This is a genomic window from Bradyrhizobium sp. LTSP857 (assembly GCF_000938285.1).
Lineage (GTDB): Bacteria > Pseudomonadota > Alphaproteobacteria > Rhizobiales > Xanthobacteraceae > Bradyrhizobium.
The window spans coordinates 425,535-439,488 of record NZ_JYMS01000046.1; the positions used below are offsets into that span (position 1 = coordinate 425,535).

The following is a 13,954-nucleotide window of genomic DNA, read 5'->3' on the forward strand; positions in this document are numbered from 1 at the left end:
CTCCTCATCCTGAGGAGCCTGCGCAGCAGGCGTCTCGAAGGATGAAGGCCCTGCTGTCGCGCACATCCATCCTTCGAGACGGCCGCTACGCGGCCTCCTCAGGATGAGGTCCGAGAATGAGGCGACATAGCTGAGCGCGCCTCACTCCACCGTAATATTCGCCGCCTTGATGATCGGCCACCACTTTGCAATCTCGGCCTTCTGGCGAGTGCCGAGCGCATCAGGCGTGAGCTGATCCTGCGGCGTCATCTCCAGGCCCTGGCTCTCGAGCTGCTTCTTCACGGCTGGATCGTTCAGCGCCTCCACGGCGGCGGCGTTGAGCTTCGTCACGATCTCCTTCGGCGTGCCCTTGGGCACCCACATGCCCGACCACAGCGTCATGTTGAAGCCCTTCAGCCCCGCCTCCGCCGCGGTCGGAATCTCTGGCGCCGACGCGAGGCGCTTGTCGTCGGTGATGGCATAGGCGCGGATGGTGCCGGCGCGGACCTGGTTGATGGAATTAGAGGTCTGGTCGACGATGACGTCGATCTGGCCAGCGATCAGATCGTTCAATGCAGGCGCCGTGCCGCGATAGGGCACGTATTGCAGCTTGATGCCGGAGACACTCTCGAAATAGACGCCGGCGATGTGGCTGCCGGAACCGGCCCCGGCTGTACCGGCCGTTGGCGGCGACGGGCGCGACTTCAGCCAAGCCATCAGCTCCTTCAGCGAGGTCGCGGGCACGGCGTTCTTGCTGACGACGATCATCGGGTTGCTCGGCAGCAGCACCACCGGCTCGAGATCGGCGACGAGATCATAATTGAGCTTGTAGACGGCGCCGTTGGCCACATGGGTGCCGAGATGGCCGAACGAGATGGTGTAGCCGTCGGGCGGTGAATGCACGGCGCGGCCGACGCCGATCGAGCCGCCGGCGCCGGTCACGTTCTCGATCACCAGCGGCTGGCCGAGCGTCACGCGCATGCGCTCAGCAAGGACCCGCGCCATTGCATCCGACGGGCCGCCGGCCGCAAACGGGACGATGATGGTGATGGGATGCGAAGGATAATCGTCGGCGCGCGCCGTGCCTGCGAACGCGACAATGCCGATCAGCGCAGCCCAGACGGCTTTCTTCATGGTGTCCTCCCGACGACGTCATTCTTATTTTTGCCCTCTCCCCGCAAACGGGAAGAGGGGTCGTTGGTGACGTATTGCCGCGCTAGAACTGGGAGAAGTCGATCGGCTTGTGGCGGTCCAGCGTGCGCGTGACCGGCGGCAGCGGATATTTCAGGCCGGTCGCGCAGTTGAACAGCATAACGCGGTCGGTCTTGCTGACGCGGCCGTCGGCGAGGCTGTCCTTATAGGCGGCGTAGGTCGCGGCGCCCTCGGGGCACAGCAACAGCCCCTCCTCACGCGCGACCTCGTTCAGCGCCGACGAGATCTTGTCGTCGTCGACGGCGATGGCAAAGCCCTTGCTCTCGCGCACGGCACGCAGGATCAGGAAATCGCCGATCGCCTGCGGCACCCGGATGCCGGAGGCGATGGTGTGGGCATCCTCCCAGCGCGTCGCATGCTCGGTGCCGGCTTCATAGGCCCGCACCATCGGCGCGCAGCCGGACGCCTGCACCGCGACCATGCGCGGGCGTTTTGAACCGATAAAACCGATCTTTTCGAGCTCGTCAAAAGCCTTCCACATGCCGATCAGGCCGGTGCCGCCGCCGGTCGGATAGAAGATCACGTCGGGCACGTCCCAGCCAAGCTGCTCGGCGAGCTCCAGCCCCATCGTCTTCTTACCTTCGATGCGATACGGCTCCTTTAGCGTCGAGGTATCGAACCAGCCGACCTTGGCCTTGCCCTCGCCGACGATCTTGCCGCAATCGTCGATATAGCCGTTGACGCGATAGACCGTCGCGCCCTGGAGCTCGATCTCGCTGACATTCACCTCCGGCGTGTCGGCCGGGCAGAAGATCGTGGTCTTGATTCCGCAGGAGGTCGCATAGGCCGCGAGCGCCGCGCCGGCATTGCCGTTGGTCGGCATCGCCATGTGCTTGATGCCAAGCGCCTTGCCCATCGACACCGCCATGACGAGGCCGCGCGCCTTGAACGAGCCGGTCGGCAGCCGTCCCTCGTCCTTCACGATGATCTCGCCGCCGCCGAGCTTCGCGCCGAGCTTGGGCAGCCGGATCAAGGGCGTCGTCACCTCACCGAGCGAGACGATGTCCTTGCATTTGCGCACCGGCAGCAGCTCGCGGTAGCGCCACATGTCGGCGGGGCGCTGCGCCAGCGCATCCTTGGTCAGCGTTTTCTTCACGCCGGCGAGGTCATAGCGCACCAGCAGCGGCTTGCCGACCTTGGAGAGATTATGGACCTCATCGGCCGCGTAATGATCGCCCTCCATCGCGCATTCGAGATGGGTGACGAAGGTGGGGCGTTCGATGGTGAGGTTGTCGTTGTCGTGCATGGGGTGAGCCCTCTTCTTGTTCTGATCCGTTCGGTATTAGACCGTCACTCTGAAGTGCGAGCCATGCGGCGCAACGCGCCGGATGGGGAGCCTCGAAGGGCGACAGCCCGGCTGCTACGTCTCGGCCGTTCATCCTTCGAGGCTCGGCCAACGGTGCTCCGCACCGCTGACCTCGCACCTCAGGATGACGGGTCTGACGGGTGCCTCGCGCACCCATCAAATATTCAACACCCGCCCGTAAGCATCGAGCACGGCTTCCTTCATCATCTCCGACAGCGTCGGATGCGGGAACACCGTGTGCATCAGCTCTTCTTCCGTCGTCTCCAAATTCATGGCGACGACGTAACCCTGGATCAGCTCGGTCACTTCCGCACCGACCATGTGGGCGCCGAGGAGCTGGCCGGTCTTCTTATCGAAGATCACCTTGACCAGACCCTGGTCTTCGCCAAGCGCGATGGCCTTGCCGTTGCCGACGAAGGGGAAGCGACCGACGCGGATCTCGCGGCCACCTTCCTTGGCCTTGGCTTCCGTCAAACCAACCGAGGCGACCTGCGGGTTGCAATAGGTGCAGCCGGGGATCAGGAGCTTGTCCATGGGATGCGGGTGCAGACCCTTGATCGCTTCGACGCAGACCACGCCTTCGTGTTCGGCCTTGTGGGCCAGCATCGGCGGACCTGCGACGTCGCCGATGGCATAGATGCCGGGGATGTTGGTCTTGCCGTAGCCGTCGATCACGATACAGCCGCGATCGGTTTTGACGCCGAGCTTTTCCAGGCCGAGATTTTCGATGTTGCCTACGACGCCGACCGCCGAGATCACGCGCTCGAACTCGGTCGTGACCGGCTTGCCCTTGCCGTCGTCGATGGTGGCGACTACGCTGTCGGCCTTCTTCTCGAGCTTCGTCACCTTGGTCGAGGACATGATCTTGAGGCCCTGCTTCTCGAGGCGCTTGCGGGCAAGCCCCGCGATCTCGGCGTCCTCGACCGGCAGGATCTGTGGCAGCACCTCGACCACGGTCACGTCCGAACCCATGGTGTGGAAGAAGGAGGCGAACTCGATGCCGATCGCGCCGGAGCCGACCACCAGCAGCGACTTCGGCATCTTCTCCGGCACCATCGCCTCAAAGTAGGTCCAGATCAGCTTCTTGTCGGGCTCGAGCCCCGGCAGCACGCGCGGGCGCGCGCCGGTCGCGATGATGATGTGCTTGGCCTGATAGGCGCCCTCGCCCAGCGCGCCCTTGGGCGCCTCGACGTCGGACTTCTTCACTGTGACCTTGCCGGGCGCGTCGATCGAAGCGGCGCCCCAGATCACGCTGACCTTGTTCTTCTTCATCAGGAAGCCGACGCCGTCGTTCAGCCGCTTCGAGACGCCGCGCGAGCGCTGCACCACGGCCTTCGGATCGAACGAGACGTTGTCGGCCGACAGCCCGTAATCCTTGGCATGCTGCATGTAGTGATAGATCTCGGCCGAGCGCAGCAGCGCCTTAGTCGGAATGCAGCCCCAGTTCAGGCAGATGCCGCCGAGATAGGATTTCTCGACGATCGCGACCTTGAAGCCGAGCTGGGCGGCACGGATCGCGGTGACATAGCCGCCGGGACCAGAGCCGATGATTATGACGTCGAAGGATGTGTCGGCCATTGCGGCTCCCATTCAACTGAACTTCGTAGGGTGGGCAAAGCGAAGCGCGCCCACCGCCTTCCAACGCTATGAAATAGGGTGGGCACGGCGCCTTGCGCCTTTGCCCACCCTACGTATTCACCGTCCGCGGCTCACACCATCATCATGACGGGGTTTTCGATCAGCTGCTTGAACGCACCGATCAGCTCGGCGCCGAGCGCGCCGTCGATGGCGCGGTGATCGCAGGAGAGCGTCACGCTCATCATGTTCGCGATCTCGATCTTGCCCCCGCGCACGACGGGGCGCTCCTCGCTGGTGCCGACCGCAAGGATGGTCGCATGCGGCGGGTTGATCACGGCGGTGAAGTGGCTGATGCCGAACATGCCGAGGTTGGAGACCGCGGTGGTGCCGCCCTGGTACTCTTCCGGCTTCAGCTTGCGCGAGCGGGCCCGCGCCGCAAAATCCTTCATCTCGTTGGAGATGGTCGACAGCGTCTTGGTCTCGGCCTTGCGGATGATCGGCGTGATCAGGCCGCCAGGCATCGCCACGGCGACGCCGACGTCGGAATGGTGGTGCTTGACCATTCCGCTTTCAGTCCAGCTCACGTTGCAGTTCGGAATCTTCTGGAGCGCGACCGCCATCGCCTTGATGACGAAGTCGTTGACCGAGATCTTGTGGAGCGGCTTCTTCTCCTTGTCCTTCGGCGCGGCGGCGTTGATCTCCTCGCGTGCGGCGAGCAGCTTGCCGATGTCGCAGTCGATGGTGAGATAGAAGTGCGGGACGTTCTGGATCGATGCGGTCAGGCGCTGCGCGATGGTGCGGCGCATGCCGTCATGCGGGACGACCTCGTAGGAGCCGGGCTCGAACAGCGACAGGATCTGCTTGTCCGACATGGTCGGCGCGACCGAGGGCGCGGCGGACGGAGCTGCCGCGGGTGCCTTGAGGCCCTTGCCGGATTTGGCCTGCTCGACGTCGCGCGCGACCACGCGACCGTGCGGGCCACTGCCGGTGACCATCGCAACATCGATGCCGGCGTCCTTGGCGAGACGGCGTGCCAGCGGCGACGAGAACACGCGGCCGCCATGGCCGTTGCTCTGTGCGGCCGGTGCGGCAGCCTGCGGTGCCGGAGCAGCAGGCGGCGGCGCAGCCTTGGGCGCGGCCGGCGCGGGCGCCGGTGCGGCAGCAGGAGCCTGAGCAGCCTTTGGCGGTGCAGCCGCGGCGCTGGGCTTCGCAGCTCCGGCACTAGCGGCCTTCACGTCCTCGCCTTCGCCGGCCAGCACCGCGATCACGTCGTTGACCGGGACGTCCTGCGTGCCCTCGGGCACCAGGATCTTGGCGATCGTGCCCTCGTCGATGGCCTCGACCTCCATGGTCGCCTTATCGGTCTCGATCTCGGCGATGACATCGCCGGATTTGACCTTGTCGCCTTCCTTCTTCAGCCACTTGGCGAGGTTGCCCTTCTCCATCGTTGGCGAGAGAGCGGGCATCAGGATGTTGATGGGCATGCTGACCTCAAGAAGAACTTTGCAAAAATCCGTCTCCGACAGCGAAGACGAACAGACCAGGTTTAGTTGCCGATGTCGCCCTGCCACAGGCGCTCATTGGCAGGGATGGAACGCCAATTCTTCATCATGGTGATGGAGCGGTCGTCGGCAAGGTCGATCCAGGGGATTCCGAACTTGTCGAGGATGTCCTTGGAGCCCGGGAAGGTAACGGATTCCCCGATCACCACCAGTTGGACCTTGAACAAAGCGAGCGCGCCGGCACACATCGAGCATGGCGACAGCGTGGTGTACATGACGGTATCGTGGAATGTGATCGCGCCGGCCTCGCGCAGGCAGCTCATCTCGCCGTGCAGGATCACGTTGTTCTCCTGCACGCGGTTGTTGTGGCCGCGGGCGATGATCTTGTTGTCGCGGGTCAGCACGGCGCCGATCGGCAAGCCGCCCTGCGCGATCGAGGCTTCCGCCTCGCGGATCGCCTCGAGCATAAGATCGAAATGATGGGCTTCGATCGCCACTGTCAGTGCCCCTTCCCGCGCGGTGTCGTGGTGCCGGTGTCGGTCGGCCGCTCGATCTCGGCCTGGAACATATCGAGGATCCGGTTCATGGCGTCCTCCTCGGTATATTCGCTCTCGCGCGCATAAGCACGCGCGGCGTGGCGGGCGAGATCGACCAGCAGCAGGCCCCACATGTCGGGCTCCTCGAAGGCCCGCTGGAACGCCATCGACAGCCCGCCGTCCAGCACGAATACGCGCAGAATCTCGACCGCATCATCGCGGGCGAGGACGTCGGGCGGCAATGGCTGCTCCTTCGGGCCCGCCATGGCCTACCTGTAGCAGACAGCTTTGGCGGCCTCGACAACTTCGGCCACTGACGGCAGCGCGAGCTTTTCCAGGTTCGCGGCATAGGGCATCGGCACGTCCTTGCCGGTGACACGCGCGACCGGTGCATCCAGATAGTCGAACGCGTTTTCCATGATGCGCGTGGCAATCTCGGCGCCGACGCCGCTCTGGGCCCAGCCCTCTTCCACCGTGACGGCGCGACCGGTCTTCTTGACCGAGTTGATGATGGTCTCGGTGTCCATCGGCCGCAGCGTGCGCAGATCGATCACCTCGGCCTCGATGCCGTCCTTCGCAAGCTCGTCAGCCGCCTTCAGCGCATAGGACATGCCGTTCGACCAGGAGATGATCGTGACATGGCTGCCTGAGCGGACGATGCGCGCCTTGCCGATCGGGATCACGAAGTCGTCGAGCTTCGGCACCTCGCCGGTGTGGCCGTAGAGCATCTCGTTCTCGAGGAAGATCACCGGATTGGGATCGCGGATCGCAGCCTTGAGCAGGCCCTTGTAATCGGCGGCCGAGAACGGCGCGACGACCTTTAGGCCCGGGATGTTGGAGTACCAGGACGCGTAATCCTGGCTGTGCTGGGCGGCGACGCGCGCGGCAGCGCCGTTCGGGCCGCGGAACACGATCGAGCAGCCCATCTGGCCGCCGGACATGTAGAGCGTCTTGGCGGCGGAGTTGATGATCTGGTCGATCGCCTGCATGGCGAAGTTGAAGGTCATGAACTCGACGATCGGCTTCAGCCCGGTCATCGCGGCGCCAACGCCGATGCCGGCAAAGCCGTGCTCGGTGATCGGCGTATCGATCACGCGCTTGGCGCCGAACTCCTGGAGCAAGCCTTGCGTCACCTTGTAGGCGCCCTGATATTCGGCGACCTCTTCGCCCATCACGAAGACGTCCGCATCGCGGCGCATTTCTTCGGCCATGGCATCGCGCAGCGCTTCGCGGATGGTCTGCGTCACCATCTCGGTGCCGGCGGGCACTTCCGGATCGGGCTCGGCGACGTGCGGCGCGGGGGCAGCCTTGGGTGCAGGCGCCTCAGCCTTTGCGGCGGCCGGTGCTGCGGACTCCGCAGCCTTCTCTGGCTTGGCCGGTGCGGGCGCTTTCGCAAGATCAGCCGCGGTCTCGCCATCGGCAAGAATGGTCGCGATCGGCGTGTTGACGGGAACGTCGGCGGTGCCCTCGGCGATCAGGATCTTGCCGAGCGTGCCCTCATCGGTCGCCTCGACCTCCATGGTGGCCTTGTCGGTCTCGATCTCGGCGATGACATCGCCGGACTTGATCGTCTCACCCTCTTTTTTCAGCCACTTGGCAAGGTTGCCCTTTTCCATCGTGGGCGACAACGCGGGCATCAGCACTTGAATTGGCATATCGACTCCAAAAGAAAGCTTGCGCGCGTTCAGCGATAAACGTCGGTCCAGAGCTCGGCGGCATCCGGCTCGGGATCATGTTGGGCAAAGTCGGCAGACGCGTTGACGATGTCGCGCACCTCGGCGTCGATCGCCTTCAGGTCGGCCTCGCTCACCTTGGCAGCCAGGAGGCGATTACGGACCTGCTCGATCGGATCCTGATCGTGGCGGACCTTCTCGACTTCCTCACGCGTGCGGTATTTTGCAGGGTCGGACATCGAGTGGCCGCGATAGCGGTAGGTCTGCATTTCCAGGATCATCGGTCCCTTGCCGGCGCGGCACCAGGCGGCAGCTTCGTCGCCGGCGGCTTTCACGGCGCGGACGTCCATGCCGTCAACCTGCATGCCGGGAATGTTGAAGGATGCGCCGCGCTTGGAGAAATCTTGCTGCGCGGAGGCGCGCGACACCGCGGTGCCCATGGCATAGCGGTTGTTCTCGATGACATAGATCACCGGCAGCTTCCAGAGCTCCGCCATGTTGAAGCTCTCATAGACTTGGCCCTGGTTGGCCGCACCGTCGCCGAAATAGGTGACGCTGACATTGCCGTTACTGCGATAATTGTTGGCAAACGCGAGACCGGTGCCGAGCGAGACCTGCGCGCCGACGATGCCGTGGCCGCCGTAAAAGTGCTTCTCCTTGCTGAACATGTGCATGGAGCCGCCCTTGCCCTTGGAATAGCCGCCGCGCCGGCCGGTCAGCTCGGCCATGACGCCGTTGGCTTCCATGCCGGTGGCCAGCATATGGCCGTGATCGCGATAGCCGGTTATGACCTGATCGCCCTGCTTCAGGGCCATCTGCATGCCGACCACCACGGCCTCCTGGCCGATATAGAGATGGCAGAAGCCGCCGATGGCGCCCATGCCGTAGAGCTGGCCGGCCTTTTCCTCGAATCGCCGGATCCGGAGCATGTCGCGGAGCGCCTTGAACTCCTGCTCCTTGGTGAATTCCGGGGGAGAACCGCCGTTGATCTTGTCCTGTGGTGCGCTTGCGGCGGCTTTCTTGAGTGCGGCCATGGGAATTCCGGGTCAGAGAAATCTAAGTCCTCTCTAACCTAACTCAATCGCGCGCGAAAGCGCTGCGGCGGCATGGCACGACTTTCATTATGCCGCACTGCAACGTGGTCGAAATTTTGCAAAACCTTTGACGCCGATCAGGCAACATTAGCTCCGCCGCGAAGCCGGGCTCACCAGCCCAGCTCTCGCAGATAGGCTGTGCGGGCACCAACGCCGGTATGCGTGAAGTCGGTGAAGACCCCATCGACGCCGAGACGGAAGAATTTGAGATATTCTTGGGCCGGATCGGCGTGATAGTCGGCGGCCAGATATTTCTTCTCGTTCCGGAACGTGAAGACATGCACGAACAGGCCGAGCTTGTGCGCATCGGCAATCAGGCTGGTCGGCTCCTGCGTCGAAGCCTCCGGCGTTGATCCCTTGTAGGGCGTGCCGTCGGCATTGCTGTCCTTCCACGGCGCAATCTTGAGCGGAACGATGTAAGCCTTCCACGGCCCGATGCCGTCGGCATAGGTCTTGATCTCCGCTAGGCCCTCCGGGGTCAGCATTGCATCGTACAGGCGCGGGTCACCGGACACCGTCCAGTCGAACGGACGGGAATTGGTGATGTTGTTGAGCAGGACCTTGCCAGTCTTGAAGTCGATGCCGTTGCCGTCGACGAGCTGGACCTGCCGCGTCTCCAGGCCATGGCCGCGCATATATTTGAGGCTGCCGGGCTCGAAGCTCTGAACAAGGATAGGCGCGTCCTTCGTATTGAGGCCGTTCTCCTTGATGATCTTGATCAGGGCATCCTCGAGCGGATGGCTGCCGGACGCGCCGCAGCCATTGGCGATCGCCTGGGCATTGTTCCAGGTCGGATTCTTGGTTTCGGGATAGACGAGGATGGAACGCCCCGTCTCCTTGCTCTTGGCCTTGGCGATGTCGATGATGTCCTGGAAGCTGATGACCGGGAACTTGCCGTTAAAGACCTTCGGCCTTTCGTTGGCCGCATCATAGGTGGTGCCGGCGATCCAGCTCTTCAGCTCGGCCATGGTGAAGTCGGTGATCGACCAGTCGTTGGTATGGTCTTCGCCGTCGACGATCAATGACTTCAGCACCGATTTGGGATCGGCCGGATCGGTGAGATCGATGAGGTAGTCAGCGGGCCCATTGGTGGGGGCCGGCGCCTTGACGCGCACACCGGGCACCGTGCGCTTGCGGGCCGCCACGGCCGCATTGGTCTTCGCCACTTCGGCAACATTGGTGTTGTCGGCCAGCCAGGGGTTGTGGCGAGCAACCAGCACGCAATCCTTGGTGAGATGCAGGTCTTCTTCGAGCGCGTCAGTCCCCAGCGCCGCGGCGAGCTCGTACGACGCCTCGGTCTCCTCGGGCATCAGCCCGGGCACGCCGCGATGTCCGAGAATCAACGGTGCTTTTCCGTCAACGGTCAGGAAGTGCTTGGCGCTGGCCGGCGCCGGGCCAGTCTGTGCGAAGGCCATCGACGATGGAAGCAACGCCAGGGCCGCCGCGCCGAGCAGCATCGCTCCAATATGTACCTTCCGCTGCAAACGATTGTCCCGCATCACAAGCCTCCATCTTCACGGCATCGCATCGAATGCCGGGCTTGTCGTCTTGTCTCACTTCTCTGACAGGCAGATGACGAAAAGGGGCGAAAACGAGCCTTCGCTTGCGACGGGGACGCTCTGTTCAGTTCGCCGGGGTCATCCGAACGAGATCATGCGGATTGGCATAGTCGAGCTGATAGCGCGCCCGCTCGTCCAGCATGTCGGGATCGATCTTCTCGGAGCGCAGCAGCGACACGCGCTGCTCATTCCTGGCGCGCTCGCGCTTGAGCTGCGCCAGCTCGCTCGTCAGCGCGATGATCTCCCGGTCGAGTTCCTGGCGGGCGTTGAGGCCGTATTTGCCGGTATAGGCGTTGACGCCGAAATAGCCGACGATGGCGGCCGCCATCGCGTAGAGGGCGAGACCGGTCAGGATCGATTTCAGACGCGCGCGGGAGACCATTTTGGCAAGATGGGGCAGCTTGGTTAAGGGAGTGCTAATGTCCCCTGCCCGGCCTCGCTCCGATGCCCCGCCCCAAACGTCATGCCCGGCCTTGTGCCGGGCATGACGGAGAGCGCGTCCTCAGCCGTGATGCTTCGCCACGTGCGCAGCGAAGGCGTCGATATACGCCTGGAGCACGGGCTTCAGGGACTCCTTGGCCAGATTGCCGTCGGCATCGAAGGCATCGCCGACCGCGTTCAGATAGATCTCCGGCTGCTGCATGATCGGGCCGGTGATGCCCGGCAGGATGTTCTGGAGCGTCTTGGCGGCGCTGACGCCACCAAGCGGGCCCGGCGAGTTGGAGACGATGCCGACCGGCTTGCCGTTGAACGAGCTCTTGCCATAGGGCCGCGAGGCGACGTCGATAGCGTTCTTCAGAACGCCCGGGATCGCGCGGTTGTATTCCGGCGTGACGAAGATAACGCCGTCCGACTTCTGGAGCTTATCGCGGAAAGCCAGCCAGTCCGCGGGCGGCGCGCCCTCGAGATCCTGATTGAAGAACGAGATGCCTGCCAGTGTGACGACCTCGAGCTTGAGCGAGGCCGGCGCGAGCTTTGTCAGCGCATTGGCGATCTTCAGCGAAAAGCTGTCCTTGCGCAGGCTGCCGGCGATTACGACGATGTTGTAGGCCATGGGTTGTCCTCGAAGTCTTGAGCGGGAGTGCCGGGGCGGCACTTAAGCGATCCCGGCCAATGGATGCAAGTGCATGTACCGGCTGGATTTGGAAACCCAGCGTTTCACGAAAGCAGACGGTCGCTCAAAACAATCAGGCCGCCAAGAGGCGGCCCGATCTTTAGCGCAACTGCGTCACCTCGATCAGATCGTTGGATTCCACGCCGACGGGATCAGGCGGTATTTGGCACCGTCCTTCTCGACATGTCCAACCGAGGGGAAGGTGAAGTGGAAGCCGATCACAGTTGCCTTCTCGGCCGCCGCCATGTCGTAGAACTTGTGGCGCGTCTGCTGCGCCAGGGGACCGTCGGTATCGAACGCAACGTGCCAGTCCGGATTGCGCAGAAAGAACTCCGGGATGTTGGTGACGTCGGACTGGATCAGCACTTTTGCGTCGCCCGAAGCGATCGCGAAAGAGGTGTGACCGGGCGTATGGCCCGGCGTCCCGATCGAGGTGATGCCTGGCGCGACCTCCTTGCCCCAATCATACTTCGTCACCTTGGATTCGAGGCCGGCGAAGGTCTTCTTCACGTTGGCAAAGTAGCCCTTCATCATCGCATTGGACTCGGCTTTGGCGGCGTTGTCTTCGCTGGTCCAGAATTCCCAGTCCTTGCCCGGCACCATGATCTCGGCATTCGGGAAGGCGAGCGCGCCGTCGGCCAGGCGGATGCCGTTGGTGTGGTCAGGATGCAGATGCGACAGCAGCACGGCATCGATCGTCTTGGGATCGACGCCGGCAGCCTGAAGGTTTTGCAGCGTGCGGCCGACCGCGCCCTTGCTCGCCTCGAGATTGGTGACGCCGTTGCCGGTATCGATCAGCACGAGCTTGGAGCCGGTGTTGATGAGCTGCGGATTGAACGGCACGGTCACCATGCCCTTTGGCATGTAGGCAGCATCGGCCGCGGCGAGGGCTTCTTCCTTCGGGATGTTGACGACGAACTTGTCGGGCATCGGGAACGAACGCGCACCGTCATTGATCGAGGTGCACTCGTAGGACCCGACCTTGTAGCGGTAGAAGCCCGGCGCCTGCGCGCCGCTTTGCGGCACCGCCGCATTGGTTGCAATTGGTCGCAGTCCGGTCACGGCAGCTGCGCCGACAGCGGCGGCGCCTGCGAGCAGGTGACGGCGTTTGAGATCTATCATGGAGATGTCCCCTTCTGAGCGCTGTGCGGTTTTTCCGCTTTTAACGCGGCGGAATAATCTCCCGCTTCGCTCAGAAGGCAAGACCTTCTTTCGGTGATGTGCCGTCGTACATCACGAAGATTTATTCGGGTTGATGAGGAATTTTTCGCCGGTGGCACGTTTGGCGTAGACCGCGATGTTGGCCGGTTCGAGCGTCTCCTGCAACGACACCACCTTGGTGTAATGGCTAGCGAAGGTCGTCTTCAACTCGTCGACCACGCGCTGGCGAAGTTTCGCGCCGTCCGCCTGCCCGATCTTCATCAGGAACGGAAACAGCAGCCAGCCGCCGACGCCCCAGGCCATGCCGAAGCCGCGTGGCAATTCGATCGGGCGGATATCGAGTCCGCCGTAAACATAGACCTGCTTGTGCACGTTGGAGCCGTAGCGGCTGTATTCCTTCGCGGTCTTGTTGATCGCGACTTCCATGCAGTTGAGGATATCGCCCGCGAGCTTGCCGCCGCCAATGGCGTCGAAGGCGATGGTGGCGCCGGTCTCGACCAGCGCGTTGGTGAGATCGCCGAGGAAACTCGGTGCAGAGGAGTCGACGACATATTTGGCACCGATCTTGTGCAGGATGTCGGCCTGCTCCTTGCTGCGCACGATGTTGACCAGAGGAATGCCGTCCTTGATGCAGATCTTGTTCAGCATCTGGCCGAGATTGGAGGCGGCCGCGGTGTGCACCAGTGCCTTGTGGCCCTCGCGCCGCATGGTCTCGGTCATGCCGAGCGCCGTCAGCGGATTGACGAAGCATGAAGCGCCTTCCGCCGGCGTGGTGCCTGATGGTAGCGGCAGGCACTCGCGCACCTTGAGAGTGCGATACTGGGCATACATCGCGCCGCCGATCATGGCGACGGTCTTGCCCAGGAGCGCCTTCGCTGCATCGGACGAGCCGGTCCTGATGACGACGCCCGCGCCCTCGTTTCCGACTGGCATCGATTCATCGAGGCGAGCCGCCATCGCCCGCATCGCACCCTCCGGCACCTTCGCGGTGATGACCGGAGCGTCCTTCGTGCCGGAGGCCTTCGTCGTGCTCATGTCGGCGGCGCCGACCAGAAGCCCGAGGTCGGATGGGTTGATCGGCGCCGCCTCGACGCGGACGACGACCTCGTCCGGGCCAGGCTCGGGGGTCGGCACGTCGACGAGCGAGATCTCGAGCTCTCCGCTTGTCTTGATCAGCGAACGCAGTTGCAGGCCGCTCTTGCCGTCGCTCATGTCGATCCTCCCTTGTTGCCTATTCGAG

13 protein-coding genes are annotated in these 13,954 nt (G+C 63.5%); all 13 read right to left on the reverse strand.

Translation table 11 applies throughout. From position 1 onward, the window contains the following. Nucleotides 1–141: 141 nt before the first annotated feature. Nucleotides 142–1,113, reverse strand: coding sequence for a tripartite tricarboxylate transporter substrate binding protein BugD (locus tag UP06_RS31430; RefSeq protein ID WP_045007547.1), 972 nt, complete (start codon nucleotides 1,111–1,113; stop codon nucleotides 142–144). A gap of 82 nt (nucleotides 1,114–1,195) precedes the next feature. Further along, nucleotides 1,196–2,437, reverse strand: a complete 1,242-nt coding sequence (locus UP06_RS31435; RefSeq protein ID WP_045007548.1) for a threonine synthase — start codon at nucleotides 2,435–2,437, stop codon at nucleotides 1,196–1,198. Nucleotides 2,438–2,653: 216 nt separating this feature from the next. Then, a complete protein-coding gene (lpdA, locus tag UP06_RS31440; RefSeq protein WP_045007549.1) occupies nucleotides 2,654–4,075 on the reverse strand; it encodes a dihydrolipoyl dehydrogenase in 1,422 nt (473 codons plus the stop codon). A 131-nt stretch (nucleotides 4,076–4,206) separates the two neighbouring features. Continuing rightward, nucleotides 4,207–5,559 carry a pyruvate dehydrogenase complex dihydrolipoamide acetyltransferase gene (locus UP06_RS31445; RefSeq protein WP_045007550.1) on the reverse strand — a complete coding sequence of 451 codons (1,353 nt, stop codon included), beginning with the start codon at nucleotides 5,557–5,559 and terminating at the stop codon, nucleotides 4,207–4,209. Between the two features lie 62 nt (nucleotides 5,560–5,621). Next, entirely contained in the window at nucleotides 5,622–6,074 is a 453-nt protein-coding gene (locus UP06_RS31450) for a nucleoside deaminase (RefSeq protein WP_050032285.1), read from the reverse strand. A 2-nt stretch (nucleotides 6,075–6,076) separates the two neighbouring features. After that, a complete protein-coding gene (locus UP06_RS31455) occupies nucleotides 6,077–6,379 on the reverse strand; it encodes a DUF5076 domain-containing protein (RefSeq protein ID WP_045007551.1) in 303 nt (100 codons plus the stop codon). Between the two features lie 3 nt (nucleotides 6,380–6,382). Continuing rightward, entirely contained in the window at nucleotides 6,383–7,768 is a 1,386-nt protein-coding gene (locus UP06_RS31460) for a pyruvate dehydrogenase complex E1 component subunit beta (RefSeq protein WP_045007552.1), read from the reverse strand. A gap of 29 nt (nucleotides 7,769–7,797) precedes the next feature. Beyond that, nucleotides 7,798–8,820: a pyruvate dehydrogenase (acetyl-transferring) E1 component subunit alpha gene (gene pdhA, locus UP06_RS31465; RefSeq protein ID WP_045007553.1), complete on the reverse strand. Its 1,023-nt coding sequence runs from the start codon at nucleotides 8,818–8,820 to the stop codon at nucleotides 7,798–7,800. A 170-nt stretch (nucleotides 8,821–8,990) separates the two neighbouring features. Beyond that, nucleotides 8,991–10,379 (reverse strand): glycerophosphodiester phosphodiesterase family protein, encoded by a 1,389-nt coding sequence (locus UP06_RS31470; protein WP_050032286.1) that lies wholly within the window; start codon nucleotides 10,377–10,379, stop codon nucleotides 8,991–8,993. Between the two features lie 124 nt (nucleotides 10,380–10,503). Then, nucleotides 10,504–10,821 carry an FtsB family cell division protein gene (locus tag UP06_RS31475; RefSeq protein WP_045007554.1) on the reverse strand — a complete coding sequence of 106 codons (318 nt, stop codon included), beginning with the start codon at nucleotides 10,819–10,821 and terminating at the stop codon, nucleotides 10,504–10,506. 120 nt (nucleotides 10,822–10,941) lie between these two features. After that, complete coding sequence (locus UP06_RS31480; protein ID WP_045007555.1) at nucleotides 10,942–11,493, reverse strand: NADPH-dependent FMN reductase; 552 nt, start codon at nucleotides 11,491–11,493, stop codon at nucleotides 10,942–10,944. 183 nt (nucleotides 11,494–11,676) lie between these two features. Next, nucleotides 11,677–12,675 (reverse strand): MBL fold metallo-hydrolase, encoded by a 999-nt coding sequence (locus UP06_RS31485; RefSeq protein WP_045007556.1) that lies wholly within the window; start codon nucleotides 12,673–12,675, stop codon nucleotides 11,677–11,679. A 111-nt stretch (nucleotides 12,676–12,786) separates the two neighbouring features. Further along, the gene (locus tag UP06_RS31490; RefSeq protein WP_045007557.1) at nucleotides 12,787–13,926 is read right to left on the reverse strand and encodes a zinc-binding dehydrogenase; all 1,140 of its coding nucleotides are present in this window, start codon (nucleotides 13,924–13,926) and stop codon (nucleotides 12,787–12,789) included. Between the last annotated feature and the right edge of the window lie 28 nt (nucleotides 13,927–13,954).

What these genes read in the sequence shown, in the direction of transcription:
- UP06_RS31470 (WP_050032286.1), bottom strand. Translation starts at nt 10,379, where the DNA reads ATGCGGGACAATCGTTTGCAGCGGAAGGTACATATTGGAGCGATGCTG.
- UP06_RS31445 (WP_045007550.1), bottom strand. Translation starts at nt 5,559, where the DNA reads ATGCCCATCAACATCCTGATGCCCGCTCTCTCGCCAACGATGGAGAAG.
- UP06_RS31435 (WP_045007548.1), bottom strand. Translation starts at nt 2,437, where the DNA reads ATGCACGACAACGACAACCTCACCATCGAACGCCCCACCTTCGTCACC.
- UP06_RS31430 (WP_045007547.1), bottom strand. Translation starts at nt 1,113, where the DNA reads ATGAAGAAAGCCGTCTGGGCTGCGCTGATCGGCATTGTCGCGTTCGCA.
- UP06_RS31480 (WP_045007555.1), bottom strand. Translation starts at nt 11,493, where the DNA reads ATGGCCTACAACATCGTCGTAATCGCCGGCAGCCTGCGCAAGGACAGC.
- UP06_RS31485 (WP_045007556.1), bottom strand. Translation starts at nt 12,675, where the DNA reads ATGATAGATCTCAAACGCCGTCACCTGCTCGCAGGCGCCGCCGCTGTC.
- lpdA (WP_045007549.1), bottom strand. Translation starts at nt 4,075, where the DNA reads ATGGCCGACACATCCTTCGACGTCATAATCATCGGCTCTGGTCCCGGC.
- UP06_RS31490 (WP_045007557.1), bottom strand. Translation starts at nt 13,926, where the DNA reads ATGAGCGACGGCAAGAGCGGCCTGCAACTGCGTTCGCTGATCAAGACA.
- pdhA (WP_045007553.1), bottom strand. Translation starts at nt 8,820, where the DNA reads ATGGCCGCACTCAAGAAAGCCGCCGCAAGCGCACCACAGGACAAGATC.
- UP06_RS31475 (WP_045007554.1), bottom strand. Translation starts at nt 10,821, where the DNA reads ATGGTCTCCCGCGCGCGTCTGAAATCGATCCTGACCGGTCTCGCCCTC.
- UP06_RS31455 (WP_045007551.1), bottom strand. Translation starts at nt 6,379, where the DNA reads ATGGCGGGCCCGAAGGAGCAGCCATTGCCGCCCGACGTCCTCGCCCGC.
- UP06_RS31460 (WP_045007552.1), bottom strand. Translation starts at nt 7,768, where the DNA reads ATGCCAATTCAAGTGCTGATGCCCGCGTTGTCGCCCACGATGGAAAAG.